31 protein-coding genes are annotated in these 26,991 nt (G+C 68.8%); 13 read left to right on the forward strand and 18 right to left on the reverse strand.

Annotation, left to right across the window (positions count from 1 at the left end; translation table 11 throughout):
* Positions 1 to 164: 164 nt before the first annotated feature.
* Complete coding sequence (aspS, locus tag LBN7_RS04635) at positions 165 to 1,946, forward strand: aspartate--tRNA ligase (protein ID WP_407361090.1); 1,782 nt, start codon at positions 165 to 167, stop codon at positions 1,944 to 1,946.
* A gap of 346 nt (positions 1,947 to 2,292) precedes the next feature.
* Here aspS and LBN7_RS04640 read toward each other — a convergent pair whose 3' ends face one another.
* Entirely contained in the window at positions 2,293 to 3,117 is an 825-nt protein-coding gene (locus LBN7_RS04640; protein ID WP_116634452.1) for a TSUP family transporter, read from the reverse strand.
* Between the two features lie 25 nt (positions 3,118 to 3,142).
* On the opposite strand from LBN7_RS04640, the gene LBN7_RS04645 reads away from it, so the two are divergent.
* The 6 genes from LBN7_RS04645 to LBN7_RS04670 all read left to right on the forward strand — a co-directional run bounded on the left by LBN7_RS04645 (position 3,143) and on the right by LBN7_RS04670 (position 8,106).
* Entirely contained in the window at positions 3,143 to 3,658 is a 516-nt protein-coding gene (locus tag LBN7_RS04645) for a GNAT family N-acetyltransferase (protein WP_341946244.1), read from the forward strand.
* Between the two features lie 230 nt (positions 3,659 to 3,888).
* Complete coding sequence (locus LBN7_RS04650; RefSeq protein ID WP_407361091.1) at positions 3,889 to 5,031, forward strand: ABC transporter substrate-binding protein; 1,143 nt, start codon at positions 3,889 to 3,891, stop codon at positions 5,029 to 5,031.
* Positions 5,028 to 5,966, forward strand: coding sequence for an ABC transporter permease (locus LBN7_RS04655; protein WP_407361092.1), 939 nt, complete (start codon positions 5,028 to 5,030; stop codon positions 5,964 to 5,966). Before LBN7_RS04650 ends, LBN7_RS04655 begins: the two co-directional genes overlap by 4 nt.
* On the forward strand, positions 5,963 to 6,757 hold the full coding sequence (locus LBN7_RS04660) for an ABC transporter permease (protein WP_407361698.1): 795 nt from the start codon (positions 5,963 to 5,965) through the stop codon (positions 6,755 to 6,757). Before LBN7_RS04655 ends, LBN7_RS04660 begins: the two co-directional genes overlap by 4 nt.
* Positions 6,754 to 7,845: an ABC transporter ATP-binding protein gene (locus LBN7_RS04665; protein WP_407361093.1), complete on the forward strand. Its 1,092-nt coding sequence runs from the start codon at positions 6,754 to 6,756 to the stop codon at positions 7,843 to 7,845. The genes LBN7_RS04660 and LBN7_RS04665 overlap by 4 nt, the downstream gene beginning before the upstream one ends.
* Positions 7,846 to 7,929: 84 nt before the next feature.
* Positions 7,930 to 8,106, forward strand: coding sequence for a YegP family protein (locus LBN7_RS04670; RefSeq protein ID WP_116634448.1), 177 nt, complete (start codon positions 7,930 to 7,932; stop codon positions 8,104 to 8,106).
* 119 nt (positions 8,107 to 8,225) lie between these two features.
* On the opposite strand, the gene LBN7_RS04675 is transcribed toward LBN7_RS04670, so the two are convergent.
* The 11 genes from LBN7_RS04675 to LBN7_RS04725 all read right to left on the reverse strand — a co-directional run bounded on the left by LBN7_RS04675 (position 8,226) and on the right by LBN7_RS04725 (position 14,640).
* The gene (locus tag LBN7_RS04675) at positions 8,226 to 8,981 is read right to left on the reverse strand and encodes an amino acid ABC transporter ATP-binding protein (RefSeq protein ID WP_116634447.1); all 756 of its coding nucleotides are present in this window, start codon (positions 8,979 to 8,981) and stop codon (positions 8,226 to 8,228) included.
* Positions 8,978 to 9,775, reverse strand: coding sequence for an amino acid ABC transporter permease (locus tag LBN7_RS04680; protein WP_407361094.1), 798 nt, complete (start codon positions 9,773 to 9,775; stop codon positions 8,978 to 8,980). The genes LBN7_RS04675 and LBN7_RS04680 overlap by 4 nt, the downstream gene beginning before the upstream one ends.
* 34 nt (positions 9,776 to 9,809) lie before the next feature.
* On the reverse strand, positions 9,810 to 10,625 hold the full coding sequence (locus tag LBN7_RS04685) for a basic amino acid ABC transporter substrate-binding protein (protein WP_116634445.1): 816 nt from the start codon (positions 10,623 to 10,625) through the stop codon (positions 9,810 to 9,812).
* A 151-nt stretch (positions 10,626 to 10,776) separates the two neighbouring features.
* A complete protein-coding gene (locus tag LBN7_RS04690) occupies positions 10,777 to 11,079 on the reverse strand; it encodes a Dabb family protein (RefSeq protein WP_116634444.1) in 303 nt (100 codons plus the stop codon).
* Positions 11,076 to 11,372 carry a glutaredoxin family protein gene (locus tag LBN7_RS04695; RefSeq protein WP_116634443.1) on the reverse strand — a complete coding sequence of 99 codons (297 nt, stop codon included), beginning with the start codon at positions 11,370 to 11,372 and terminating at the stop codon, positions 11,076 to 11,078. The genes LBN7_RS04690 and LBN7_RS04695 overlap by 4 nt, the downstream gene beginning before the upstream one ends.
* A complete protein-coding gene (locus LBN7_RS04700) occupies positions 11,369 to 11,671 on the reverse strand; it encodes a rhodanese-like domain-containing protein (RefSeq protein WP_407361095.1) in 303 nt (100 codons plus the stop codon). The genes LBN7_RS04695 and LBN7_RS04700 overlap by 4 nt, the downstream gene beginning before the upstream one ends.
* 78 nt (positions 11,672 to 11,749) lie before the next feature.
* Entirely contained in the window at positions 11,750 to 11,848 is a 99-nt protein-coding gene (locus tag LBN7_RS04705; protein ID WP_003792170.1) for a 30S ribosomal protein bS22, read from the reverse strand.
* A gap of 115 nt (positions 11,849 to 11,963) precedes the next feature.
* Positions 11,964 to 12,449, reverse strand: a complete 486-nt coding sequence (locus LBN7_RS04710; RefSeq protein ID WP_116634441.1) for a hypothetical protein — start codon at positions 12,447 to 12,449, stop codon at positions 11,964 to 11,966.
* A 19-nt stretch (positions 12,450 to 12,468) separates the two neighbouring features.
* Complete coding sequence (locus tag LBN7_RS04715) at positions 12,469 to 12,660, reverse strand: helix-turn-helix domain-containing protein (RefSeq protein ID WP_116634440.1); 192 nt, start codon at positions 12,658 to 12,660, stop codon at positions 12,469 to 12,471.
* Between the two features lie 75 nt (positions 12,661 to 12,735).
* Positions 12,736 to 13,668: a cyclase family protein gene (locus LBN7_RS04720; protein WP_407361096.1), complete on the reverse strand. Its 933-nt coding sequence runs from the start codon at positions 13,666 to 13,668 to the stop codon at positions 12,736 to 12,738.
* Positions 13,669 to 13,707: 39 nt separating this feature from the next.
* Entirely contained in the window at positions 13,708 to 14,640 is a 933-nt protein-coding gene (locus LBN7_RS04725) for a TetR/AcrR family transcriptional regulator (protein WP_407361097.1), read from the reverse strand.
* A 102-nt stretch (positions 14,641 to 14,742) separates the two neighbouring features.
* Here LBN7_RS04725 and LBN7_RS04730 point away from each other — a divergent pair, with 102 nt between their 5' ends.
* Entirely contained in the window at positions 14,743 to 15,633 is an 891-nt protein-coding gene (locus LBN7_RS04730; RefSeq protein WP_407361098.1) for an ATP-binding cassette domain-containing protein, read from the forward strand.
* Complete coding sequence (locus tag LBN7_RS04735) at positions 15,630 to 16,457, forward strand: ABC transporter permease (RefSeq protein WP_407361099.1); 828 nt, start codon at positions 15,630 to 15,632, stop codon at positions 16,455 to 16,457. Before LBN7_RS04730 ends, LBN7_RS04735 begins: the two co-directional genes overlap by 4 nt.
* 216 nt (positions 16,458 to 16,673) lie before the next feature.
* Here the strand turns inward: LBN7_RS04735 and LBN7_RS04740 are convergent, their stop codons facing one another.
* Positions 16,674 to 17,087, reverse strand: a complete 414-nt coding sequence (locus LBN7_RS04740) for a helix-turn-helix transcriptional regulator (protein WP_116634764.1) — start codon at positions 17,085 to 17,087, stop codon at positions 16,674 to 16,676.
* Positions 17,088 to 17,190: 103 nt separating this feature from the next.
* On the opposite strand from LBN7_RS04740, the gene LBN7_RS04745 reads away from it, so the two are divergent.
* The gene (locus LBN7_RS04745) at positions 17,191 to 18,621 is read left to right on the forward strand and encodes a TrkH family potassium uptake protein (RefSeq protein ID WP_407361100.1); all 1,431 of its coding nucleotides are present in this window, start codon (positions 17,191 to 17,193) and stop codon (positions 18,619 to 18,621) included.
* A complete protein-coding gene (locus LBN7_RS04750) occupies positions 18,614 to 19,285 on the forward strand; it encodes a TrkA family potassium uptake protein (RefSeq protein WP_116634434.1) in 672 nt (223 codons plus the stop codon). The genes LBN7_RS04745 and LBN7_RS04750 overlap by 8 nt, the downstream gene beginning before the upstream one ends.
* Before the next feature lie 16 nt (positions 19,286 to 19,301).
* On the opposite strand, the gene LBN7_RS04755 is transcribed toward LBN7_RS04750, so the two are convergent.
* Both LBN7_RS04755 and proC read right to left on the reverse strand, forming a co-directional pair.
* Entirely contained in the window at positions 19,302 to 19,589 is a 288-nt protein-coding gene (locus tag LBN7_RS04755) for a DUF1905 domain-containing protein (RefSeq protein WP_116634433.1), read from the reverse strand.
* Between the two features lie 3 nt (positions 19,590 to 19,592).
* Positions 19,593 to 20,432: a pyrroline-5-carboxylate reductase gene (gene proC / locus LBN7_RS04760; RefSeq protein ID WP_116634432.1), complete on the reverse strand. Its 840-nt coding sequence runs from the start codon at positions 20,430 to 20,432 to the stop codon at positions 19,593 to 19,595.
* A gap of 59 nt (positions 20,433 to 20,491) precedes the next feature.
* On the opposite strand from proC, the gene LBN7_RS04765 reads away from it, so the two are divergent.
* Positions 20,492 to 21,463, forward strand: coding sequence for a cation diffusion facilitator family transporter (locus LBN7_RS04765; protein WP_116634431.1), 972 nt, complete (start codon positions 20,492 to 20,494; stop codon positions 21,461 to 21,463).
* 22 nt (positions 21,464 to 21,485) lie between these two features.
* On the opposite strand, the gene tadA is transcribed toward LBN7_RS04765, so the two are convergent.
* Positions 21,486 to 21,941, reverse strand: coding sequence for a tRNA adenosine(34) deaminase TadA (tadA, locus tag LBN7_RS04770; protein WP_407361101.1), 456 nt, complete (start codon positions 21,939 to 21,941; stop codon positions 21,486 to 21,488).
* Positions 21,942 to 22,022: 81 nt separating this feature from the next.
* On the opposite strand from tadA, the gene upp reads away from it, so the two are divergent.
* The gene (gene upp, locus LBN7_RS04775; RefSeq protein WP_116634429.1) at positions 22,023 to 22,655 is read left to right on the forward strand and encodes a uracil phosphoribosyltransferase; all 633 of its coding nucleotides are present in this window, start codon (positions 22,023 to 22,025) and stop codon (positions 22,653 to 22,655) included.
* Positions 22,656 to 22,718: 63 nt separating this feature from the next.
* Here the strand turns inward: upp and LBN7_RS04780 are convergent, their stop codons facing one another.
* Both LBN7_RS04780 and LBN7_RS04785 read right to left on the reverse strand, forming a co-directional pair.
* Entirely contained in the window at positions 22,719 to 23,516 is a 798-nt protein-coding gene (locus LBN7_RS04780; RefSeq protein ID WP_407361102.1) for a GNAT family N-acetyltransferase, read from the reverse strand.
* Complete coding sequence (locus tag LBN7_RS04785) at positions 23,513 to 26,983, reverse strand: TM0106 family RecB-like putative nuclease (RefSeq protein WP_407361103.1); 3,471 nt, start codon at positions 26,981 to 26,983, stop codon at positions 23,513 to 23,515. The genes LBN7_RS04780 and LBN7_RS04785 overlap by 4 nt, the downstream gene beginning before the upstream one ends.
* Between the last annotated feature and the right edge of the window lie 8 nt (positions 26,984 to 26,991).

Genomic DNA, 26,991 nt, shown 5'->3' on the forward strand with positions numbered 1-26,991 from the left:
CTTCGTTGTTCGCCCGCCGGCCCCTCGTACCGTCGTGGCTTCGGCGTGAGTCTAGCGACTGCCCTCGTCGCGTCGTGGCGTCGTGGCCGACCCCGCATCGTTCCGGGTTCCCGCGCCCGTAGACTGGGCGGGTTCGCCATTTCCCAGATCAGAAGGAATCCTCCGTGCTTCGCACCCACTCGGCAGGCTCTCTGCGAGCCGAGCACATCGGTCAGACCGTCACCCTCACGGGTTGGGTCGATCGCCGTCGTGATCACGGAGGAGTCGCCTTCATCGATCTTCGGGATGCGTCGGGCATCGCCCAGGTCGTCATCCGCGACGAGGAGATCGCCCACCCGCTGCGCAACGAGTTCGTGCTGAAGGTGACCGGCGAGGTCTCGCAGCGCCCCGAGGGCAACGCGAACCCCAACCTCCCGACCGGCGAGATCGAGCTCATCGCGAACGACGTCGAGGTGCTCAACGAGTCCGCTCCGCTGCCGTTCCAGGTGTCGACGGCTGTCGCCGACACCGAGACCGTCGGCGAGGAGGCACGCCTCAAGTACCGCTACCTCGACCTTCGTCGTCCGGCTCAGGCGTCGAACCTGCGCCTGCGCTCGAACGTCTACAAGGCGATCCGCGACGTGCTGCACGCCGAGGACTTCACCGAAGTGGAGACCCCGACCCTCACGCGTTCGACGCCGGAGGGCGCCCGCGACTTCCTCGTGCCCGCGCGCCTCAGCCCCGGCAGCTGGTACGCGCTGCCGCAGTCCCCGCAGCTGTTCAAGCAGCTGCTGATGGTCGGCGGCGTCGAGAAGTACTTCCAGATCGCGCGCTGCTACCGCGATGAGGACTTCCGTGCCGACCGCCAGCCGGAGTTCACGCAGCTCGACATCGAGATGAGCTTCGTCGACCAGGAAGACGTCATCGCGCTGATGGAGTCGCTCGTCGTCGCGATGTGGAAGACGATCGGCGTCGAGGTCGCGACCCCGCTGCCGCGCCTGACCTACGCCGACGCGATGGCGAAGTACGGCTCCGACAAGCCCGACCTGCGCTTCGGACTCGAGCTCGTCGAGGCGACCGAGTACTTCGCCGAGACGCCGTTCCGCGTCTTCCAGGCCGAGTACGTCGGCGCCGTGCGGATGCCCGGCGGCGCGAGCCAGCCGCGCAAGCAGCTCGACGCGTGGCAGGACTGGGCCAAGCAGCGCGGTGCCCGCGGTCTCGCCTATGTGCTCTTCAACGAGGACGGCTCGCTCGGCGGCCCTGCCGCGAAGAACCTGTCCGAGGCGGAGCAGGCGGGCCTCGCGGCCTTCGTCGGCGCCGAGCCGGGCGACTGCGTCTTCTTCGCCGCGGGTTCCACCAAGGAGAGCCGTGCGCTCCTCGGCGCCGCGCGCGTCGAGATCGGCCGCCGCCTCGGCTACCTGAACCCGGACGAGTTCGCGTTCACCTGGGTCGTCGACGCCCCGATGTTCGAACCTGCGGCGGATGCCGTGGCCTCGGGCGACGTCGCCGTCGGCGCCGGCGCCTGGACCGCCGTGCACCACGCGTTCACCGGCCCGAAGCCGGAGTTCGCCGACACGTTCGACACCGACCCCGGCTCGGCCCTCGCCTACGCGTACGACATCGTGTGCAACGGCTCCGAGCTCGGCGGCGGCTCGATCCGCATCCACCGCGAAGACGTGCAGAAGCGCGTGTTCGAGGTCATGGGGATCAGCGACGAGCAGGCCGACGAGCAGTTCGGGTTCCTCCTCGACGCGTTCAAGTTCGGCGCTCCGCCGCACGGCGGCATCGCGCTCGGCATGGACCGCGTGCTGCAGCACCTGTCGAAGACCGAGTCGATCCGCGAGGTCATCGCCTTCCCGAAGTCCGGCAACGGCTTCGACCCGCTGACCGCGGCTCCGGCTCCGATCACCCCGGCGCAGCGCGCCGAGGCCGGGGTCGACTTCGAGCCGGAGGACGACGAGGCCTGATCCGCGCGTCTCGTCTCATGGCGTTTCGTCTCGCTTCGCTCGCTCGACGACCGGGCTCCTCCGGTCGTCGAGCCTGCCGCCACTTGGGTCCCTGAGCCTGTCGAAGGGCCCGGGTCCCCGAGCCCTGGGTCCCTGAGCCTGTCGAAGGGCCCGGGTCCCCGAGCCCTGGGTCCCTGAGCCTGGGTCCCTGAGCCTGGGTCCCTGAGCCTGTCGAAGGGCCCCGTCGCTGGTGCTTCGACAGGCTCAGCAACCCAGAAGGCACGCTCAGCAACCCAGAAGGCAGGCTCAGCAACCCAGAGGGTGGTCTCAGCAACCCAGAGGGCGGTCTCAGCACTCGGGGTGATGGTCAGGCCGCGGCCAGCGCCGGCGCGATGTTCTCGTTCCAGACGTCGACGCCGAGCTTGCCGATGAGCCCGATCACCACGACGAGGAACACGACGCGGATGAACGTCGTGCCGCGCGAGATCGCCATCCGCGACCCGAGGTAGCTGCCGCCGACGTTCGCCACCGCGAGGATGCCGCCGAGCAGCCACAGCACCGATCCGTTCGGGATGAACAGCAGCAGGGCACCCGCGTTCGTCGCGAAGTTCACGATCTTGGCCTTGGCGCTCGCCTGCAGGAAGTCGTAGCCGAGCAGCGCCACCAGGGTGATGACGAGGAAGGTGCCGGTTCCCGGGCCGATCATCCCGTCGTAGAAGCCGATCGCGAGACCCGCGAGACCGGCCATGACGTGGTGCTTGTGCCCGTGGAACCGCAGCTTCGTCGCCGCCCCCATCTGCGGTCGGAACGCGGTGAAGAGCGCGACGGCCAGCAGCGCGACCACGATGATGGGCTTGAAGGCGGCGGGCGGCAGGATCGTCGCCACCGCCGCCCCGCCGAAGGACCCGGCGAGGGCGATCCCGGCCATGGGCAGAGCCGTGCGGATGTCGGGTTTCGCCCGTCGGTAGTACGTGACACTGCTGGTCGCCGTGCCGAAGACCGAGGCGAGCTTGTTCGTCGCGAGGGCCTGGATGGGCGCCATCCCGGGGATCAGCAGGAGGGCAGGAAGCTGGAGCAGACCTCCCCCGCCGACGACCGCGTCGATCCAACCGGCTGCGAAAGCCGCCACGATGACGAGGATCAGCATCCCCCAGGTGAGCTGCTCGAGCCCGAGGAGTGCGCCGATGTCCATCCCCTCAGGATGTCAGACTGGACGCATGCTCGATGCCCTCGCCCTGCCGCATCCGATCGACTCCCGCGCCGGCGCCGCCGTCCTGCGCCGGGCGACGATCGACGATGCGGATGCCGTCATCGCCCTGCTCGCCGACGACGCGATCAGCGCTGCCCGCGGTGACGTGGCATCCGACGACGATCGCCCCGCGTACACCGCCGGACTCGTCGAGATCCTCGCCGACGCCTCGAACGATCTGCTCGTCGTCGAACTCGACGGCGCCATCGTCGGAACTCTGCAGCTCACCTCGATCCCCGGCATGTCGCGACGGGGCGCCCGTCGGCTTCTCGTCGAGGCCGTACGGGTGCGCAGCGACCTGCGCTCGTCCGGCATCGGCTCCGCGTTGATGCGCTGGGTCTCCGACGACGCCGCACCGGCCCTCGGCGCCGCCATGGTGCAGCTCACCTCGGACGCCAGCCGCATCGACGCGCACCGCTTCTACGAGCACCTCGGGTACGTCGGCTCGCACAAGGGCTTCAAGTACGCGGTCCCGCAGGGCTGAACGCCACCGGCATCGGCTCCGCAGCGCAGGAGAAGCGCGCTTCCGAAGGATGAATCGTCCGGATTCGTCCTCCCGTAGCGCACTTCTACTCCGCAGGCGCTCGCGAGCGCGTTCTCGCCACGACCCGGTCACCTGACGTTCACCCTCGCCGGCACAATCGGCAACCTCGCCCTCATAGTGTCCTCTCGCAACCCCGAACCGGCCTTCGCCGGTCACCCGAGAGGAATCACATGGCTCGCAACATCCGCCGCGCGCGCATCGGCGCCGGCATCGCCCTGGCCACCACGGCCGTACTCGCGCTCACCGCGTGCTCCGGCGCCGCTGACGCCTCCGCCGGTGGCGGCGACTCCGCCGTCGATGCGGCATCCGCGACGTCGGTCGCCGACTTCGGCACGTTCGCCGACCTCGAGGCTGCAGCGAAGGCGGAAGGGCAGCTCAACGTCATCGCACTCCCCCGCGACTGGGCGAACTACGGCGAGATCCTCGATCTGTTCGCCGAGAAGTACCCGGAGATCACGATCAACGAGGCGTCGCCCGACGTCTCCAGCGCCGAGGAGATCCAGGCCGCCGAGACCAACCAGGGCCTCGACACCGCCCCCGACGTGTTCGACCTCGGTCTGACCGTCGCCCTGCAGAACACCGACGTCTTCGCGCCGTACAAGGTCGAGACCTGGGACGACATCCCCGACGCCCTCAAGGAGCCGACCGGCCTGTTCGTCGGCGACTACGGCGGGTACATGTCGATCGGCTACGACTCCTCGAAGTTCGATGCCCCCGAGTCGCTCGACGACCTGAAGAGCGCCGACTACAAGGGCGCGGTCGCGATCAACGGCGACCCGACTCAGGCCGGTGCGGCGTTCGCCGCGGTGGGCCTCGCGACGGTCCAGTCCGACGGCACGCTCGACGACTTCCAGCCCGGCATCGACTTCTTCTCCGAGCTGCAGAAGGCCGGCAACCTGCTCAAGGTCGACGTCACGACCGCGACCGTCACGAGCGGCGAGACCCCCGTCGTCTTCGACTGGGACTACCTGAACGCGTCGCACGTGGCCGACAACGAGAACTGGAAGGTCGTCGTGCTCGACGGCACCGGCTACGCGGGCTACTACAACCAGGCGATCAACAAGGATGCCCCGAACCCGGCCGCCGCGCGCCTGTGGCAGGAGTTCCTCTACAGCGACGAGGTCCAGAACCTGTGGCTCAAGGGCGGCGCACGTCCGGCCCGCATGGAGGCCATGACCGAGGCGGGCACGATCGACGCCGACCTGGCCGCGACCCTTCCCGAGGTTCCGTCCGAGACCGTCGTGCCGACCGAGGAGCAGTCCACGAACGCCGGTACCCTGCTCGGCGAGAAGTGGGCCGCGGCCGTCCAGTGACGACCCTCACCCGAACGGGGGCGGATGCCGCGACATCCGCCCCTGTCACCACCGCCGGGACCTCGCATGACGCGAGGGCCCGGCGGTCCGCGCCCTCGTGGGCCTGGCTGGGCCTCGTGCCCTTCGCCGCCTACGTCGTCCTCTTCCTGGCGGTCCCGACAGCCCTCGCGATCGGCTCCGGCTTCTTCACCGAGAGCGGCGCCTTCACATGGACCAACGTGTCGGCGCTCGGTGATCCGGTCGTGCTGACCACGTTCGCCAACTCCGCCGGCCTGTCGCTGCTCACCGCCGTCGTCGGGGCGCTCGTCGGCGCCCTCGTCTGCTACGCGCTGCTCGGCATGAACCCCGAGGGGGCCATCCGGTCGATGGTGGATGCCGCGGCGGGCGTGCTCGCGCAGTTCGGCGGCGTCATGCTGGCGTTCGCGTTCATCGCGACGATCGGCATCCAGGGCGTCCTCAAGCTCTTCCTCCAGGACTCCTTCGGCATCGACATCTACGCGAACGGCACCTGGCTGTACGAGCTTCCCGGCCTGATCCTGCCCTACATCTACTTCCAGATCCCGCTGATGGTGATCACGTTCATGCCCGCACTCGCCGCGCTCAAGCCGCAGTGGTCCGAGGCGAACCTCACGCTCGGCGGCACCCGCGCGAGCTTCTGGCTGCGCATCGGCATCCCTGTGCTCGCCCCCTCGTTCCTCGCCAGCCTGCTGCTGCTGTTCGCGAACGCGTTCTCGTCCTATGCGACCGCGGCCGCACTCGCCAGCCAGGGCTCGCAGATCGTGCCGCTGCAGATCCGCACCGCCCTCACGAGTGAGACCGTGCTCGGCCGGGAGAACCTCGCCGGGGCGCTCGCCCTCGGCATGATCGTCATCGTCGGAGTCGTGATGGCCCTGTACTCGCTCATCCAGCGTCGAGCCGCGCGGTGGCAGTCGTGAACCGCCTCGGCCCCTCGCTCGCGACCCGCTGGGTCATCGGCATCCTGGTCGGCGCCTTCTTCGCGATCCCGCTGGTGTCGACGCTGCTCTTCACCCTGCGCGATCCGTCCGGCGGGATGTCCCTCATCCACTGGACGGCGCTGTTCGACCCCGCCGCATCCGCCGCCATCAAGCCGATCTGGACCGGACTCGGCAACTCGCTCATCCTCGCCGTCGTCACGGTCGCGATCGTGCTCTTCCTGCTGGCACCGACGATGATCCTGGTGAACCTGCGCTTCCCCCAGCTCAAGCCGGCGTTCGAGTTCGCGGTGCTGCTGCCGATCTCGATCCCCGCGATCGTGCTCGTCGTCGGCCTCGCGCCGATCTACCTGCAGATCGGCCGCTCCCTCGGCACCGGGACCTGGACGCTCGCGTTCGCGTACGGCATCACGGTGCTGCCGTTCGCGTTCCGCTCCATCCAGGCCTCGATCGACGCCGCAGATCTCAAGACCCTCGCCGAGGCCGCCCGCTCCCTCGGGGCGAGCTGGCCGACCGTCGTGCTGAAGGTGCTCGCTCCGAACATCCGTCAGGGCCTGCTCGCCGCATCCCTGATCTCGATCGCCGTCGTGCTCGGCGAGTTCACGATCGCCTCTCTCCTGAACCGCCAGGTCTTCCAGACCGCGATGGTGGTCGTCCAGAAGCAGGACCCCTACGCACCCGCGATCTTCACCCTGCTGGCCCTGGTCTTCGTCTTCGTCCTGCTCCTCGTCCTCGGCCGCGTCGCCCGCGGCACCGGAAAGGCCCGCTCATGACCCTCGACCACGCGCTCCCCCGAACGAAGGACAACGTGCTGCTCGCCGAAGCCGGGGAGGGCACCCGCGTCGAGCTGCAGGGCATCGTGAAGAGCTACGCCGGCACGAGGGTGCTGCACGGCGTCGACCTCGACATCGCGCCCGGTGAGTTCGTCTCCCTGCTCGGTCCCTCCGGCTGCGGCAAGACGACGCTCCTGCGCGTGCTCGCCGGGCTCGAGGGCGCCGACGAGGGAGCCGTGCTGCTCGGCGGCGGCGACGTCTCGCGCGTGCCGACGAACAAGCGCGACATCGGCATGGTCTTCCAGTCGTACTCCCTGTTCCCGCACCTGCGCGTCGTCGACAACACCGCCTTCGGCCTGCGGCGGCGGGGAGCAGGGAAGACGGATGCCGCGAAGCGCTCGCTCGACGCCCTCGCCCTCGTGGGTCTCGCCGACTTCGCCGACCGCTTCCCGCACCAGCTCTCCGGCGGTCAGCAGCAGCGCGTGGCCCTCGCCCGCGCGCTCGTCACCGAGCCCAAGGTGCTGCTGCTCGATGAGCCGCTGTCCGCCCTCGACGCGAAGGTGCGCGTGCAGCTGCGCGACGAGATCCGCCGCATCCAGCTGCGCCTCGGCATCACGACCGTCTTCGTGACGCACGACCAGGAGGAGGCCCTGGCCGTCTCCGACCGGATCGCGGTGATGAACTCCGGTCGCATCGAGCAGATCGGCTCCCCCGAGCAGCTGTACACGACGCCGTCGACGGCGGGCGTGGCCGCGTTCGTCGGGCTCTCCAGCGTCGTCTCGGGGGTCGCCGACGGAGATCATGTCATGGTGTGGGGGCAGGCGCTGCCGCTGCAGACGCCGGCCGACGGTCCGGTCGACGTGTACCTCCGTCCGGAGAACGTGCACTTCGCCTCCGAGGCGGATGCCGCGACCGACGCGCTCGTCGAGGAGAGCACCTTCCTCGGGAGCATGCGACGCACGCTGGTGCGGACCGAGTCGGGCGAGCTCGTGCGGGTGCAGCATGCACCCGGCATCCATCCCTCCTTCGGCGACCGCGTGCGCATCGCGGTCGCGCCCGAGCCCGTCGCGGTGCATCCGCGCGGCTGACCGGCTCTTCCCTCCGATATACGGGTGGGGATAGCGTGAACGCGAAGGGTCGATCCCCCGACCCGACAGAGAAAGGACGCCTCCATGGCAGGCAAGTTCGAGCTGTACACCGACAAGTCCGGCGAATACCGGTTCCGTCTGAAGGCCGGCAACGGCGAGGTCGTCGCCGTCAGCGAGGGCTACTCCTCGAAGTCGAGCGCTCTCGCCGGAATCGAGTCGGTGCGCCGCAATGCCGCGGACGCCGAGGTCGTCGAGGCCTGACCGCGCTTCTCGGTCGTTGCGCGAGGAGCGCAGCGACGAGACGAAACGCCTCACGTTCCGCGGAACGTGAGGCGTTTCGTGTCGCTGCTCCCGCGCGACGAGCGAACTGGAGCCGGGTGCTAGAGCACGCGGGACAGGAAGTCCTTCGTGCGCTGGTTCTGCGGGTTTCCGAGGACTTCGCGCGGGTCGCCCTCTTCGACGATGTGACCGCCGTCCATGAAGATGAGCCGCGAGCCGACTTCGCGGGCGAAGCCCATCTCGTGCGTGACGACCAGCATCGTCATGCCCTCGTCCGCGAGGGAGCGCATGACCTGCAGCACCTCGCCGACGAGCTCGGGGTCGAGCGCCGAGGTGGGCTCGTCGAACAGCATCATGTCGGGGTTCATGCACAGCGCCCTGGCGATCGCCACGCGCTGCTGCTGACCTCCCGAGAGGTGCCCGGGATAGGCATCGGCCTTCTCCGCCAGCCCGACGCGGGCGAGCATCGCCAGCGCGACCTGCTGCGCCTCGGTCTTGGAGCGCTTCTTCACGCGCTGCTGCGCGATCATGAGGTTGCCCATGACATCGAGGTGCGGGAACAGGTTGAAGCTCTGGAATACCATGCCGATGCGCGTGCGCACGCGGTCGATGTCGACGTCGGGGTCGGTGATGTCGATCCCCTCGATGAGCACCTTGCCGCCCGTCGGCTCCTCGAGCAGGTTCACGGAGCGCAGCAGCGTCGACTTGCCCGACCCCGAGGGGCCGATCACGCAGACCACCTCGCCGGCGGTGACCGTGAGGTCGATGCCCTTGAGCACCTCGTTGTCGCCGAAGCTCTTCACGAGCCCCTGCAGGTCGATCGCCGGGGCGTGCACATCAATCAGGTCGGTGATCATCGCTGCTTCGCCATCCGTCGTTCCAGCCACGCACTGAAGCGTGTGAGGGGGATCGTCACGATCAGGTACAGGATCGCCGCCATGATCAGCGGCGTCGCGTTCGTGTTCTGCGTCGCCGCGTCACGGGCGAAGTTGGTGAGCTCCTTCGACCAGATGAAGGTACCCGCCACGAAGAGCAGCGAGGTGTCCTTCAGCAGCAGCACGAACTCGTTCGTCAGCGGCGGGATGATGATCCGGAACCCCTGCGGCACGATGATCCAGAAGGTGGTCTTCATGGGCGACATGCCGAGCGAGCGAGCCGCCTCGGTCTGGCCCTTCGGAACCGCCTGGATGCCGGCGCGGATGGTCTCCGCCATGTAGGCCGACGCCACGAGGATCAGACCGATCAGCCCCAGGACGACAGGACCGCCGAGATCACGGCCCGAGATCCCGAGAGCGATCGGCAGGATGAAGGCCACCGCGAAGATCGTGAGGATCGCGGGGAGCCCGCGGAACAGCTCGATCCAGGCGGTGGCGATCCACCGGAAGGGCCCGATGCTCGAGAGCTTCAGGAGCGCCAGGACCACGCCGAGCACGAGCCCTGCGACGAACGCCACCGCGGTGAACCACAGGGTGTTGACGAGCGCGGTCGTGATGATCCCGGGGAACATCTTGACCGCGACCTCGGGGTTGAAGAACAGCGGACCGATCTTCGCCCAGTCGGTGCTGACCGCCGCCCAGACGACGACGGCGATCAGCACCACATAGACGATGTACCGATAGAGCTTGCTCTTGGTGGTGCGCCTCAACGCCATTGTCAAGGTCTCCTTGCTCTACGCTGCTCGCCGATTACTTCGCGGTGAAGTAGTTGTCGTAGATCGTCTGGTAGTCGCCGCTGTCCTGCAGCTCCTTCAGCGCACCGTTGATCGCCTCGCGCAGCGCGTCCTTCTCGCCCTTGGCGAACGCGAAGCCGTAGGACTCGCCGGTCTCGTACTCCTCGACGATCTTGTAGGCGCTGTCGGCCTTCTCGTGCTCGAGGTTCACGGGCTGGTCCTGCAGGATCGCGTCGATCTGGCCGGCCTGCATCGCGGGCCACAGTTCGCCGTCGGACGGGTACTGCACGAGCTGGGCGCCGGTCGCGTTCTCGGTCGCGTAGGCCTCACCCGTCGTTCCCTGCTGCACGCCGACGTTCTTGCCGGAGAGGTCGTCGATCGACTTGATGCCCGAGTCGGTGCGCACGAGCAGCGACTGCAGCGACTCGTAGTACGGGTCGGAGAAGTCGATGTTCGCCTTGCGCTCGTCGGTGATCGTCATGGCCGAGGCGCCGATGTCGCAGGTGCCTGCCGCGAGGGTCGTCCCGGACTGGAGTGCGTCGAATCCGACGTCCTGCACCGAGAGCTTGAGGTCGAGCTTCTTCGCGATCGCGTCGAGCAGATCGATGTCGAACCCGGTGTAGCCGGTGCCGTTGTCGCCGCCCTCGAACTCGAAGGGCGCGTAGGGGATGTCGGAGCAGACCGTCAGCGTTCCCGCCTCGACCAGACCGTACTCGTCACCCGCGGCGGGCTCGCCGCCTCCGGAGTCTCCCGCGCCCGTGGCGCAGCCTGCGAGGGCGAGAGTGGCGGTCGCCACGAGGGCGAGGCCGGCGAGGATGTTGCGACGGGACATGTCGACTCCTGTGAGACGAGGGCGATGACGCCCACGGACTGGTAGGTGATCATCTAAACATGCGGCTCGTCGCCCCGACCAACGGGAGAGGACCTCCGCGGATCACATTTGTGTTGCAAGTGTGTCCGATTGTGACGGCCGTGTTTCCGAATCAGACCTCGAAGTCGACGGCGACGCGCGACGCGACGACCGAGCGCACGTAGGCGACGACCTCCTCGTGCGCGGGGTGCACCTGATACTCCTCGAGCGCGGCGATCGAGGCGAAGTCGGCGACGAGGGTCACGTCCCAGTTCGCGTCGGGGTAGGCCATGTTGGCCCCGGCGGAGATCGACAGCAGCTGCGGCACCACGCCGTCGAGCGCATTGAGACGACGGGCGACCTCGGCGGCCTGCGCGCCGCGCTCGGCGGCATCCTCGGCGGCGAGCTTCCACGTCACGACATGGCGAACGGTCACTTCGACTCCTTCTGGTCGCTCAGCGCGACGGCTCGGACGGACTCCTCGAGGGCGAGGCGCAGCCGGTCGGGCGAGAGCCGCCAGTGCGCATGGAGCTGTCCGTCGATGAGGACGACCGGGATCTTCTCCCACCACAGCTCGTAGAGCGCCGGGTCGTCCTTGATGGAGACCTCGGTGATCTCGATCTGCTCCGCAGCGGCGTCCGGCAGCTCGGCGACGACCGCGTCGATCACCTCGGACGCGACGTCGCAGAGATGGCAGTCGGGCTTGCCGATCAGCGTCAGCGTGGTCACGCCGACGGCACCTCGACCTCGCGGCCCTGGGCGATCCATTCGCCGGTGCCGCCTTCGACGTTCGTCACGTCGTAGCCGCGCGCCTCGAGCGCCTCGACGACACGGGCAGAGCGACCGCCCATCTGGCAGATCACGTCGAAGGCCTCATCGGGCAGCTCGTCGAGGCGGTTGCCGATCTCGGACATCGGGATGTTGACAGCACCGGGAACATGGCCCGAGGCGAACTCCGCGGTCTCGCGCACGTCGATGAGCGGCGTGGTGGAGCGCTCGGCAAGCTCGGTGACGGTGATCGACTTCATGACGTCCTCTCGACGGTGCAGACATGCGGGCAGAGACACAAAGCGCCCGTCCGAAGACAGGCGCTCGTGTCTGGCCGCTTACTTCTTGTTGCGGCGCTGGTGGCGAGTCTTACGAAGCAGCTTGCGGTGCTTCTTCTTCGCCATGCGCTTGCGGCGCTTCTTGATGACAGAACCCACGGAAACCTCACTAAGTCAGCGGCTGGGCGTCGCGCAAAATCGGACGCCCGGGTAACGGGCACGAAAAAATGCCTCGGATCAGTCTAGCAAACCCGAGCGGCCCCTCTGTGCGGTCTCACTCCGCGACGTCGTCCGTCACCAGGAACCGCCACACGAGGGCGTGCCCGAGAGCCACCAGGCCGATGAGGAGCAGCGCCTCGACCTGGATTCCGGTGAGGCCGAGAGACGTCACGAGCTGTGGAGCGACGCCGATGACGGCGATCGCGATGTACACGAGCACGGTCCCGAGCTGGGTCCAGCGGATCGCCGCGGGGGTGCCGTCACGACCGGCCTGCGCGACCAGGCGCACCATGGATGCGCCGCCGACGACGGCGACGACGACGAACGACGTGCGCCACAGCAGGGGGTTCTCCGTGCCCCCGACCTGGGCGAACAGGCCCATCAGGGCCGGCAGCAGGAAGGAGAGGTAGATGCCGCCGATCGTGCGACGCATCGCCGGATCCGCGGTCCAGTCACGGCGAGCTCGGACGACGTTCCACCAGAGCCCGGTGAGCGTGAAGCACGTGGTGGAGAAGAGGGCGTAGAACGTGCTGACATCCACGACATCCTCCCGTCAGGTATCAGCCGACGTCGGCGATGGGTCGCTGCAGGGCGTCGCTGACCGCTGATTCGGGCACGCGGTAGCTGCGGCCGAAGCGGATGGCAGGCAGCTCGCCGGCGTGAACGAGCCGATACACGGTCATCTTCGACACGCGCATGAGCTCGGCGACCTCGGCCACCGTGAGGAACCGGACGTCAGGCACTTCGGGCATCCCACGTACCCCTTTCTCGATGTGCACACTCTATGGGGTGGGTGGGACACCTGTAAACCCATGTGGCTCGTGTGATCAGTGAGGTGCCGCGACCGTCGCGAACGCGCGGACCGGGAATGTGCCGAAGCCGCGCACCGCCGGGGGCGCGGCCGTGAACCGGGCGCCGCGCGGCGGCAGCCGGTCGAGCCCGGTCAGGTGCTCGACCACATGGATCCCGGCGGCGAGCAGGATGCTGTGCGCCGGCCGCTCCCCTCCGCTCTCGGTGTCGTCGATGTTGAGCGCATCGATGCCGACGAGCCGCACGCCGGCCTCGACGAGGAAGCGCACGGCGTCCTCGGCGAGGAACGGCGAGCCGGTACCGTACGCCGGGGTCCCGAAATGCCGGTCCCATCCGGTGTCGAGGAGGACGGCGGCGCCGCGGAGGTCGCGATCCCCGAGCGTGATCGCCGCGATTCCGCGCCGCTCGGCCGTCCAGGCGTCCCGCAGGTGGAACACCTCGGCGGGAAGATCGACGAGGGTCTCGAGGTCGAGCGAAGCCAGATCGCCGCCGTCCGCGTAGCGGTGGAACGGCGAGTCGATGTAGGTGCCGGTGTTCCCGATCATCGTGATGATGTCCATCGCGAACTCGGTCCCCGGCGCGTACTTCGATCGCGAGTCCTCGCGCGTGAGGTGCGAGGTGATGGTGGGCGCGGGAAGCCCGGGGTAGGTCACCAGTCCCGCTTCGATCGGGTGGCTGAGATCGATGACGCGCATCGCCGCAGAGGCCTCGACGGGGGCCGACGTCTCGACGCCCCGACTGCCGCGATGCGCCTCGGCGACGATCCGGAGGTCGCGGATCACGACCTCGCTGACGAGCGCGAGACCCAGGTGCGCGACGAGAAGCGCGCCCACCTGATCCGACGTCATCTCCTCGCGCGGCACATCGAGACGGAATCCCTCGCCCTGCATGCCGCCGCCGTTGGCGAAGGCGATCGTGAAGTCGAAGTGCGCTCTGAAGTCGGTCGTCATCCCCCTATCATCCCGGTGGCACGGCCTCCGGGATGCACGTCAGGCGGACTTCGCCGCCTTCGCCAGCCGCTCTCCGGCCTCGCGCAGCGTCTGCCGCTCGACCTTGCGCGCCGCGCGAAGCATCTTCTCGGCCTCGCGGACGGCCTTCTGCGCCTCGCGCAGCCGGCGGTCGCCGGCGAGTTCGGCGGGATCCAGAGCGACCCACTCGTCCGAGGGATCGCGCGGCTCGTCGCGATCGAGCGTCGCGATGTAGGCGGCGACGCCGTCGAGCATCCGCTCCATCCCGAACCGGAACGGGTCGGCCGGAGAGAGGAACACGTCCTCCTCGATCGCGCGACGGAGGGCGGGGAATTCGTCGGCGGTGATCACCCGGTCGTAGAGGGTGGCCTCGCGCACGGCGACCTCTTCCGGCGTCAGCCCGGAGCCGCGGGACTGGGCGGTGTACCCGGCCTGCACGATCCCGCACCACCGCGCGTCACCCGTCACCGCCAGCGCGACGGCCACCCGCTCATCGGCGGTCAGAGGTGTGCTCTCGAGTGCCGCGAGCGACGCGTCCAACCACGCCGAGCTGTTGGGCGTGATCGGCGAGCCGTTGATCGGCAGGGACAGCATCCAGGGATGCCGGAGATACAGGAGCACCTGCTCCTCGTAGAGGGCGAGCATCCGCTCCCGCCAGCCATCCACCTCGAGGTGGCTCTCCGGCGGGAGCCCGGTCGCCTGCTCCTGCATCAGCAGCAGCAGGTCGTCCTTCGCGCTCACATAGCGATAGAGCGACATCGGTGTGAATCCGAGCTTGGCGGCGACGGCGGCCATCGACACGGCGCCGATGCCCTCGGCATCCGCCAGCTCGACGGCCGCGTCGACGATCTTCTCGACGCTCATCTCGCGCTTCGGTCCGCGCTGCGGATCGGCGGCCACGCCCCAGGCGAGCGCGATCCCCCGCGGCAGCTCCGGCGGCTCGGTCTCAGTCATGCGCTTCATCCTACTTCTGTTTATTTAATAAACAGTGTGTTACGGTCATACACAGTTGTTTGTCACGTACACAGTTTTCCCCATACACAGAGAGGATCGACCATGGAGACAGCCATCGCGGTGCAGGGCCTCAGCAAGGCCTTCCAGGGCAGGGTCGTCGTCGACGACCTGGACTTCACCGTCGCGCGCGGAGAGGTGTTCGCGCTGCTGGGGCCGAACGGCGCCGGAAAGACCACGACGATCAACATCCTCACCACGCTCACCACCGCGGATGCCGGCTCGGCCGAGGTGGCCGGATGGGACGTGCGCACGCAGAGCACCGAGGTGCAGCGCCGGATCAGTCTCACCGGGCAGTCCGCCGCGGTCGACGACGCGCTGACCGCCACCGAGAACGTGGTCATGTTCGCCCGACTGTCGGGCCTCGGCCGCGCTGCGGCGAAGCGCCGCGCCGCCGACCTCATCGCGCAGTTCGACCTGACGGATGCCGCGGGCCGGATCGTGCGGACCTTCTCCGGTGGCATGCGTCGCCGTCTCGACCTCGCGCTGAGCTTCGTCGTGACACCCGAGGTGCTGTTCCTCGACGAGCCGACGACGGGCCTCGACACCCGGAGCCGTCGCGACCTCTGGGACATCATCCGCATGCTCGCGAGCGCCGGCACGACCGTCTTCCTCACGACGCAGTATCTGGAGGAGGCCGATCAGCTCGCCGACCGGATCGCCGTGCTCCACGACGGGAGGATCGCCGCCCTCGGCACCCCCGCGGAGCTGAAGGCCCGCATCGGGGGCGACACCGTCGAGCTGCACGACGATCGCGGCGAGCTCCGCCGGGAGATCCCCACCGACGGATCCGTCGCCGACCTCCGCCGCGCACTCGACCTGCTCGACGAGGAGGGCGCGGACGGCATCGTGACCCTCCGTCGTCCGACACTCGACGACGTGTTCCTCGCCGTCACCTCATCCCCTGCCGCCCGCTCGTCGAAGGAGCTCGCATGAACATCGCCATCGCCGCGCCCCGCGCCACGGCATCCGTCCCCTCGTCCCCCGTCCCGCGCCCGCGCGTGCGCGGCCTCACGGCCGAGTCCGTGTTCGTCGGCCGGAGCCTTCGCCATTCGCTGCGCGACGGCGAATCGCTGCTGATGGCGATCATGCTCCCCGTGATGCTCATGCTCATGTTCACGTGGGTGTTCGGCGGGGCGATCGATCCCTCCGGCGCCTACGTCGACTACGTCGTCCCGGGGATCATCCTCACCTGCGCGGGCTTCGGAGCCTCGTCGACGGCCGTGTATGTCGCGAACGACATGCGCACGGGGATCATCGACCGCTTCCGCACGATGCCGCTGCGCGCCGGAGCCGTGCTCACAGGGCATGTCGTCGCCAGCGTGCTGCGCAACCTCATCGCGACGGCGATCGTGATCGGCGTCGGCATCCTCGTCGGCTTCCGACCGACCGCGACTCCGCTGGAGTGGATCGCCCTGACGGGACTGATCGCGCTCTACATCCTCGCGATCACCTACCTGTTCGCCGCGATCGGTCTCGCCGCCGGCAGCCCCGAGGGCGCGAACGGCTACGGCTTCGTGCTGCTGTTCCTGCCGTACCTGTCCAGCGCATTCGTCCCGGTGGCCAGCATGCCCGCCTGGTTGCAGCCGGTCGCCGCCCACCAGCCGATCACTCCCATCGTCGAGACCATCCGCGGACTGCTGACGGATGACCCGCTGCAGAGCGAGCCCTGGTGGGCGATCGGGTGGTGCCTGGTCATCCTCCTGATCGCGGTGACCTGGGGCGCCTGGCTCTTCCGCCGCAAGGCCGCCCGTCGTTGACACCGAGGACCACAGGTCCGGGACGGAGTCTCAGCTGAGACATAGCCGTTCCGGGCCTTCCACCCAGCCAGGCCTGCGATGGTTCTGGCAGGACTTGTGCCGGCACCGCCGAGTCCACGCGGGCTGGGGCCCGCGGATCGCCCCTGATGACATGCCCCCCTGTCATCGGGGGCGTGTCATGTCCAGGGCGGAACCCGACGGCGGGAGCGGATGCCGTCAGGCGCCGAGCCGCTTGAGCGCCGATGTCACGACGTGCTTCGCGGAGGCGGCCGCGCGTCCGACGACCTCGGCCGCGTGAGCTGCGCTGTCGGGCAGCGGGACCGGGTAGGCGATGTCGGGAGCCTCATCGCCGTACGCGTCGACGAGGAACGGCACCAGCCAGTCGTCGACGACCTCGAGGGGCTCGACGGACAGGCTGTAGAAGCGACGCTGCCCGTCTTCGCGCACCGAGACGAGCTCGGCGTCGCGCAGGACCTTGAGGTGCTTCGACACCGTGGGCTGGCTGATGCCCAGATCGGCGACGATGTGGCTCACGCTCGTGCCCGACTCGCCTTCGGCCGTGCGTCGCAGCAGGAGCTGGAGGATGTCGCGCCTCGTACCGTCTGCGATCACGTCGAAGATGTCCGTCATGAGATCAGGGTAGTCGTCCCCGGCACGGAGTACCATGACGAAGGCTCGGCGAAAGGCGCCGTGTGACCGCACCGCGGGCAGGCGCAGGACGAAGGGGGACGCGATGTCGGGCATCGCTTCGGCGTCGTCCCCACGGGAGCGCCTCGAGAGCGTCGCCGGCTGGGTCAAGCACATCGTCACCTCGTCGCCCTCACGATTCGCGATCGTCATCTTCGCTCTGCTGATCCTGGTCTTCACCGTCCTGCTGTCGCTGCCGATCGCCTCCGCGAGCGGCACGGTGACTCCGCTGAGCGACGCGCTCTTCACCGCCGTCTCCACCATCTGCGTCACGGGCCTCGCGACCGTCGACATGGCGAACCACTGGTCGCCGTTCGGTCACGTGCTGGTCTTCGTCGGCGTCAACATCGGAGCCCTGGGCGTGCTCACGCTCGCCTCGCTGATGGGAATGCTCATCTCCCGGCGGCTCGGCCTGCGCGCCAAGCTCATGGCCGCCGGAGACACGAACCCCCTGCGCGCGCACGGCGGGGTCGTCAACGAGAGCCAGACCGTGCGTCTCGGCGAGGTGGGCCAGCTGCTCACCACGGTCGCCGTCTCCGCGTTGATCATCGAGGCCTCCCTCGCGGTGCTCCTCTACCCCGCGCTCGTGATGGCGGAGGTCGACCCCATCGCCGCGCTGTGGGAGGCGCCCTACTTCGCCGCGATGGCCTTCACGAACACCGGCTTCGCGCCCAACGACGGCGGCGTCGCGGTGTTCGCCGACGACTACCTCGTGCTCTTCCTGCTGATGGTGGGCGTCTTCCTCGGAAGTATCGGGTTCCCGGTCATCTACACGCTCGCCAAGCACGTCTGGCACGTCAAGAAGTGGTCTCTGCACACGAAGCTCACCCTCGTGACCACCGTGCTGCTGTTCGTGCTCGGCGCCGCGGTCTTCCTGATCCTCGAGTACGCCAACCCGAAGACCTTCGGGTCGATGGATGCCGCAGACACCACGTTCCAGGCCTTCTTCCTGTCTGCGATGACCCGGTCCGGCGGGTTCAACGTCATCGAGATGGACGATCTGAACGGCTCGTCGCTGCTGGCGGCCAGCATGCTGATGTTCGTCGGCGGCGGCTCGGCGTCGACCGCCGGCGGCATCAAGGTCACGACGCTGGCGGTGCTGGCGATCGCCGTCTGGTCGGAGGCGAAGGGACGCCAGTCGGTCGAGGTCTTCGGCCGTCGCATCCCCAGCGACGTGCAGCGCGTCGCGCTCAGCGTCGTCGCGTGGGGCGCCACGATCGTGGCCCTGTCGACCATCATCATCGCCCAGATCACGAAGGCCGACATCAGTCATGTGCTCTTCGACGTGATCTCGGCGTTCGGCACCGTCGGGCTGTCGACCGGTCTCACGGCGGAGCTCCCCGATTCAGCGTCCTATGTGATGGCCGCGACCATCTTCATGGGGCGCGTTGGTACAGTGACTCTCGCCGCGGCAGTCGCCGCGACATCGCGATCGCAGTATTACTCGCTGCCCGTGGAAAGGCCGATCGTTGGTTGAAGTCCTCCGGGGCGACGCTCCCGTCCTCGTCATCGGTCTCGGTCGATTCGGCGCCGCGTGCGCCGGTGAGCTCGACCGGCTCGACCGCGAGGTCCTCGCGATCGACGACAACCTCGAGCTCGTGCAGAAGTGGTCGGACCGCGTCACGCACACGGTGCAGGCCGACGCGAAGAACATCGATGCACTGCGGCAGATCGGCGCCGGAGACTTCCAGGTCGCCGTGGTCGCGGTGGGCTCGTCGATCGAGGCATCCGTCCTCATCACCGCGAACCTCGTCGACCTCAAGGTGCCGCAGATCTGGGCCAAGGCCGTCTCGCAGTCGCACGGCAAGATCCTCGCCCGCGTGGGAGCGAACCACGTCATCTACCCCGAGCGGGAGGCCGGCGAGCGCGTCGCGCACCTCGTGAGCGGCCGGATGCTCGACTTCATCCGCTTCGACGACGACTTCGTGCTGGCCAAGATGTACCCGCCGAAGTTCATCCGCGGCGTCGGGCTCAACGAATCGGGCGTGCGCTCGAAGTACAAGGTCACCGTCGTGGGTGTGAAGAGCCCCGGCAAGCCGTTCCGCTACGCGGAGGCGAACACGATCGTCACCAACCACGACCTCATCATCGTCTCGGGCACCAACAGCGACATCGAGCGCTTCGCCGCGCTCGACCGCTGACGCGGACGGTAGCTACTCAGGCGTCGATATCGAGGGTGATCGCGACGACGTCGTCCACGGTCACTCCCTCGCGGTCCTGCAGCACCTTCTTGATCGGCACGATGTAGCCGCCGTCCTTCGGCCAGAGCGCCGTCGTCACGGTGGTGGCGCCGATCGTGACGGACGCCGGGATCATTCCCCATCCGTAGGTCACGATCGAGGCGATCTCGTGGATCAGCTCGCTCTCCGCGGGTGGCACGGCGACGAAGTGGAACGGCGCAGGACCCCGCCAGTGGAAGATCTCCCCCTCGATCCGCAGCCGCATCGCTCAGGCTCCTGCCGCGAGCTCCTTGGAGCGGGCGAGGGCCGCCGCCGCGGCATCCGAGAAGGTGCGGTCGAGTCGAGCATCCTGCAGCACGGCGATCGCGCGCTCGGTGGTGCCCTTGGGGCTCGTGACCCGGCGGCGGAGTTCGGCGGGGTCCTCTCCCGAGGCATCGAGCAGCGCCGTCGCACCGATGAACGTGTGTTCGGCCATGAGGCGCGCATCGGCCTCGGCGAACCCCAGACCGATGGCGGCCTTCGTGAATTCCTCGATCAGCAGGTAGACGTACGCGGGCCCGGAACCCGAGATCGTGCCGAGCGCGTCGATCTGCGATTCGGGCACCTCCACGACCGCGCCGACGGTCTCGAACAGGCGGCGGACGAGGGCCAGGTCGTCTGCGGTCGCAGAGGCCCCGGCTGCGAGCCCGGCGACGCCCTTGCGCACGGTGGACGGAGTGTTCGGCATGGAGCGGATGACGCGGGCGTCGTCGCCGAGCACATCGGCGAAGGTCTGGAGGGTCACGCCCGCTGCGAGGCTCACGACGATCGCGTCGTCCGCGAGGTGCGGGGCGATCTCACGGAGCAGCTCCGGCACCATCGCCGGCTTGACGCCGACGAGCACGATGCGCGCTCCGGCGACGGCATCCGCGTTGCCCTGCGGCCGCTCGGAGAGCGCGATGCTGGTGACCCCGTCGACGTCTTCGAAGGCCGCGGCCTTCTCGGGCGTGCGGTTGGTCGCGGTGATCCCGCCGTCGATGCGGATGCCGGAGGCGACGACGCCCCGGAGGATCGCGCCTCCCATGGAACCGGCACCGAGGAACGCGAGCGAGGGAAGCGATTCAGCCATGTCGTCATCCTACGGCGGGCGCTCCGGAATCCATCGGCGAGCAGTTCTAGACTCGTGCCATGAGTGCATCCGGAGGCAACAAGGCCATCGTCGCGGCGTTCCTGGCGAATCTGGGCATCGCGCTCGCGAAGTTCGTCGCCTGGGCGCTCTCCGGCTCCGCGTCGATGCTCGCCGAGGCGATCCACTCGGTCGCCGACTCCGGCAACCAGCTGCTCCTGATGCTCGGCGGACGCAAGGCCCGGCGCGAGGCCGACCGCTCCCACCCGTTCGGCTACGGGCGCGAACGCTACGTGTACGCCTTCGTCGTCTCGATCATCCTCTTCTCCGTCGGCGGCCTGTTCGCCATCTACGAGGGCGTCGACAAGCTCACCAACCCGCACGAGCTCGACAAGACGTGGTGGTGGCTGCCTCTCGTCGTCCTGGTCATCGCGATCGGCCTCGAGTCGTTCTCGCTGCGCACGGCCGTCAGGGAGAGCAATCTCGTGCGCGAGAAGGGGCAGTCGTGGGTCTCGTTCGTGCGCCGATCGAAGGCGCCGGAGCTCCCGGTCGTGCTGCTCGAGGACGTCGGCGCGCTGACCGGTCTCACCTTCGCCCTCCTCGGCGTGGGTCTCACGCTGATCACCGGCAACCCGGTGTTCGATGCACTCGGAACGGTCATGATCGGCGTGCTGCTCGTGCTCATCGCGATCGTGCTCGGCGTCGAGACCAAGAGCCTGCTGGTCGGCGAGGGCGCGACGCAGGCCGACTACGACCGGATCGTCGACGCGATCAACGCGGGCGATGAGATCGAGAAGATCATCCACATGAAGACCCTCTACCTCGGTCCCGACGAGCTGATGGTGGCTGCCAAGATCGCGCTCAGCGCCGACAAGCCGCTGCGCGAGGCCGCCGACGACATCGACGCGATCGAAGCCCGCATCCGCGAGGCCGTGCCGGTCGCACGAGTCGTCTACATCGAGCCGGACGTGTATCGACCGGCGATCGATCCGCAGCCCTCGACCGACGTCTTCGTGCTCAAGTCCTCGGACTGAGTCTCTCCGAAGAACGTGGAGCTCAGCGACGCTGCTCGAAGAAGTCGCGCAAGAGGGCCGTCGCGGCATCCGCTTCGATGCCGCCGATGACCTCCGCGCGGTACGGCAGGCGCCGGTCGCGGAGCACGTCGTACAGGGAGCCCGCCGCTCCCGCCTTGTCGTCCCACGCCCCGAAGACCACGCGGCCGATGCGCGCCTGCAGGATCGCCCCCGCGCACATGAGACACGGCTCGAGCGTCACCACGAGCGTGTGACCCCCGAGATTCCAGGAGCCCGCGGATGCCGCGGCACGTCGCAGCGCGTCGATCTCGGCATGGCCGGTGGGGTCGTGCGTCTCCTCGCGGTTGTTGCGCCCCTCGGCGACGATGCGACCCTCGGCATCGAGGATCACCGCCCCCACCGGGATCTCCGACGCAGCCGCAGCCTCCGCCGCGAGCACGAGCGCGCGTCGCATCGCGAGATCGTCGGCTTCGGTCATGGGTCGAGCCTACGACAGCGGCCTCCGGCATCCGGCAGCATCGATGTCGTGCGGAGGGGCCCCGCGCATTAGCCTGTATCCATGCGTGTTCACGTCGCCGACCACCCCCTCATCACCCACAAGCTCTCGGTGCTGCGCGACCAGCGCACCCCGTCGCCGGTCTTCCGGCAGCTCACCGAAGAACTCGTGACGCTGCTCGCGTACGAGGCGACGCGCAACGTCAAGGTCAGCCCGATCGAGATCACGACACCGGTGACGACGACGATGGGCGTGAAGATCTCGGAGCCGCGTCCGATCGTGGTACCGATCCTGCGCGCCGGTCTCGGCATGCTGGAGGGCCTCGTGAAGCTCCTCCCGACCGCCGAGGTCGGCTTCCTGGGCATGGTCCGCGACGAGACGACCTTCGAGCCGACGACCTACGCCGAGCGTCTTCCCGACGACCTGAGCGACCGCCAGTGCTTCGCCATCGACCCGATGCTCGCCACGGGCGGCTCGCTCGCGGCGGCGATCCAGTTCCTGTTCAACCGCGGAGCCAAGGACGTCACCGCGATCTGCCTGCTCGGCACCCCGGAGGGTGTGGCCGCGATCGAGGCCATGGCCGGCGACCGCGATGTCACGCTCGTGCTCGGCGCCCTCGACGAGCGTCTCAACGAGAAGGGGTACATCGTGCCCGGACTCGGCGACGCCGGCGACCGGCTCTACGGCACCGTCTGATACCCCGGGCGCGGCGGCTCGCCGACCGATCTAGCCCGCCGACCGATCCGCTCGCCGACCGATCTAGGCGAGATCCAGGCGATACGCCCGCTCATCGCCGTAGTGCTCGAAGCCGACCCGAGTGAGGATCGGCGCCGAGGTGGCGATCCGGCCCTTCACCAGCGCGGTCGTCGCGCCGAGCTCGACGCTCGCGCGCAGCCTTTCGGCGAGGACCGCGCGGTACACGCCTCGGCCGCGGAACTCCGCGAGAGTCGCCGCGCCCCAGAGCCGTGTGAAGCCGTCGACGATCGTGCATCCACCGGTGCCGACCGCCAGGCCGTCGAGGCGTCCGAGCACGCGCAGACCCTCCCCTGCCTCGCGCTCGGCGGTGAGCTCGGCCAGCTCGACGCGGAGGCCCTCGTCGTCGAGAGGCTCCTGCTCCCAGACCGGCACGTTGATCGCATCGACCTCGCGCACCTGATCGAGAGTGCGGACGACCTCTCCCGATGCCTCCGGGGGAACGTCGCCGGCGAGATCGTCGATCGCGGGCGCATCGATGGCGCGCGCGAGCACCGCGACCGTATCGATGTGCTCCGCACCGCGTCGTCGCAGCTCCGCTTCGAGGTCGGGATCGTCCGAGGGGTTGGTCCAGAACGTCAGCCGAGACTCGCCCCAGCTCCTCGCGCGCTCGACGGCGTGATCGAGCACCGCCGCGGCCTCCGAGGTCGAGTGCACCTGCGAGCCACGCACTCCGCCGCCGAGTCTGGCGGGATAGCGCACGAGGCGGAGGTGGACGTTCTCCTGCTCGCCGTCTCGCGGGAACCACGACCACGCTGCCGCGGCCCGGAGGATGTCGCCTTCGGTATGGGTCGGCGCGGTCACGACGCGGCTCCGACCAGACGCGCGAACGCGCTGAGCCGGGCGACGCCCTCCGGCGTGTAGGGCAGGTCGTCGAGCAGTGCCGGGGAGTGGATCAGGTAGGCGACGGCCTGGGCCCGGGAGATCGCGACGTTGAGCCGATTCTGCAGCAGCAGGAACTCCGGTCCCCGAGGAGCATCCCGCCCGCTCGACGCCGCCAGAGAGGTGATCGACACGACCGCCTCCTTGCCCTGGAAGTTGTCGACCGTGCCGACGGGGACATCGGGGAATCCGGCATCCGCGAGCGCGTCGAGGACGAGCTGGCGCTGCGCGTTGTAGGGCGTGACCACGATGATGTCGGACGGCTCGAGGGGCCGGATCGAGGCATCTGAGTCGTTGTCGGTGAAGGTGCGGCCGACGAGGTCTCGCACGAGACGCACCACCTCGGCGGCCTCCTCGGGCGACTGGGTCGCGTTGCCGCGATGCCGGAGAGGAATCACGTGGAGCCCCGGCTCGATGCCGTCGATCGAGCGGCGTTCCGTTCCCGGTGCAGAGGCGAGCTGGCCCGCGTACGCGAGCTTCGAGACAGGAGCCGCCACGAGCGGATGCATCCGCCACGACCGCGCCAGGAAGTAGCCGAACTCCGGACGCACGACCGGGTCGCCGTCCATCACCCAGCCGAGGGCCGACGTGTCGACGGGCTCGGGGTGAGCGCCCTGGCTGACCTGCGGGAGCTGCTGCGGGTCGCCGAGAAGGAGCAGCCTCTGGGCGCCCGCCGCGACCGCGATCGTCGACGCGAGCGAGAACTGCCCCGCCTCGTCGATCACGAGCAGGTCGAGCCCGCCCCGATCGACGCGCTGGGTGTTGCTGAAGTCCCAGGCGGTTCCGCCGACGACGGCGCCCTCGTCGGCGTGCTCTGCGAGGAATGCCGCCATGCCGTTCTTCGGTATCGCGGTGTACGAGGTCTCGGCCTCGCTGTCCTTCGGCGCCTTGGCGACCTGAGCCGGCGCCACGCCGTCGGAGACCACCCGCTCCAGCAGCGTCTCGATGATGGCGTGCGACTGCGCGACGACGCCGATCTTGAAGCCGTGCTCGTTCACCAGCCGCGCGATCACCCGCGACCCGGTATACGTCTTGCCGGTTCCGGGAGGGCCCTGGACCGCGAGATAACTGCGGTCGAGATCGAGGACGCCGCGCACGATCGCGTCGATCACATCGTCTTCGGCAGGGGGAATCGGCGCACCCGATGCCGTGCGCGGCGGAAGGCGCCGCAGGATGTCGGTGGCAGGGTCGGCCGGGAAATCCGGCGCCGCAGCGTGCACGGCATCGGCCCACTCGTCGATCGCACCCTGCAGCGACACCACCCGCGGCGGCGCGGCAGGCGTGAGTGCGAGCGGGAGCTCGTCCCATGTCTGCCCCTGCACGGCCGACTCGGTCACCAGATAGCCGTCGTCGAGCACCTCGGACACGGTGACCGTGTGCGGGACATGCACCGCCCGGGAAGGCACCTCGGTGTCGAACGGCGCCGGCACCTCGTACAGCGCGAACGGCTGCGCACCGACGCCCAGCGTCGTTCCCGGTGAGACCTCGCCGCGGATCTCGATGTCGCGCGACATCGAGCGCCGTCCCTCACCGATGCTCCAGTCCCGGCGGACCGACGAGGACGGCCGATCGACCCGCACCACGTCGCGCGTGCCGTCCCACATGGTCACGGGTTCGCGCAGACGCTGGAAGTGCGAGACCCAGAAGCTCTTGGCCTCGCGAGGGAAGTAGTCGATCGCGGCTGCCGCGATGCGGTGCACGAGCCCGTCACCGCCGGCGTCGACCGCGCGTTCCGCATCCGCGAGAAGGGCGACGGATCGCGGAGAGGGCTCGTAGATCACCTCGTCGATCTCGTCCGGTGGCGCCGGGGTCACGCCCTCCTTCCGAGCGATGTCGATCAGCCAGTTGCGCAGCCGACGCGTGGAGACGCAGTCATAGCGGTTGTAGTCCGCGAGGTCGGCGAGCACGGCATCCGCTTCGCCCCGCTCCCCCGCGGCGGCGAGCTCTCGTGCCGCGACGTACTGCACGATCGAGTCGTCGCCCTTCTGCACATCACTCGTGCGCACGTCGTCGCCCATGTAGAGCGGCTCGAGCTTCTTGATCGAGTACGAGCGGGACCCGACCCTGACGGTGCGCAGCACGAGCGGATACAGATCCACGAACACGCCCTCGCGCAGCAGCCGGTCGACCTCGCCCTCACGCACACCGTGCCGTGCCGCCATCGCCACGAGGTGCGAGGTCTCGTAGGGCGCGTAGTGATAGATGTGCATGGCGGGGTGCGCGGCCCGTCGCACCTTCACGAAATCGAGGAATGCTTCGAGGGCCCGACGCTCGTCGGCGAAGGTGTGCGCCCACAGCGCGGAGTACTGGTCGGCGTTGTCGACCCAGCCGAACAGGTAGTCGATGCCCCAGTGCGCCTCGCCGTCGGGGGCCGGTTCCGTGTAGAGCGGATCGCCTTCGAAGTCGAAGAAGATGTCGCCGTGGCTCGGAAGAGGAAGGGTGTGGATCGCCGGCGCGTAGTGCACGTCGTAGGTCGGCGTGCCATCGGCATCGGCGCGGATCTGCAGACGCGCCTGCGCGCGGAGGTTCTCGAAGGAATCGACGTTCATGCCGACAGGAGCGTCGGATGCCGTCGCGAGGGCGTCGATCGTGTCGATGCCGGAGGCCCGCAGACGTGCCCGCTGCACCGGACGCATGCGCGCGACCATCAGGAGGTCGCGGTGCGCGAGGACCTGCTCCTCGCAGGTCGCGCACCGACCGCACGCCACGATCTGCAGGTCGTCACGGTCGTCGCCCCAGGCCAGCGGGGTGCCGGTCGCTCCGTCGCCGATGCGACGATCGGCGATCAGCGCTCGCAGTCGCGCTCGGCGCACCTGGAACAGCGGGAGGAGATCGTCGACGCGGTGCGTGCTGAGGGTGCTGTCGCCGAGGATCAGGTCGACCTCGTCGGATCGTGGGATGCCGAGACGATCGAGCTGGTCGACGTATGCCGCCAGCTGCATGAGCGCGGTCACGCGCGCCTTGCGCGCCAGCTTCGAGTCCTGCACGCGCCAGCGGCCGTCGTCGTCCCTGCGGAGGAAGTCGGCGAATCCGACGAACTCCTCGGTCGCGAACGCTGCCTGGAAGACGACCAACGCGTCGGACTGCAGCGCAGCGACCGTCTCCTCCGTCGCAGCGCGAAGGGCCTCGGCGTCGACGGACGAGACCTTCTCGATCTGGTGGACCCTGTCGTCGCCGAGTTCGTCGACGTACCGCGCCAGCACATTCTGCTCATGCACGTCGCCGAGCAGCGCGGCACGCTTCAGAGTGGCGTCTTCAGGCTCCTCGACGGCCGGGACGCGGCCGAGCTTCGCGTCGATCGCACGGCACCAGGCGAACTCGCATTCCGCGGCCGCCTTGAGATCGCTGGCGCTCCAGATGACGCGCTGCGCCGCAGTGTCGATCCGCACGATGCTCC

Origin of the sequence: Microbacterium sp. LBN7 (genome assembly GCF_045690345.1) — a bacterium.
GTDB lineage: Bacteria > Actinomycetota > Actinomycetes > Actinomycetales > Microbacteriaceae > Microbacterium.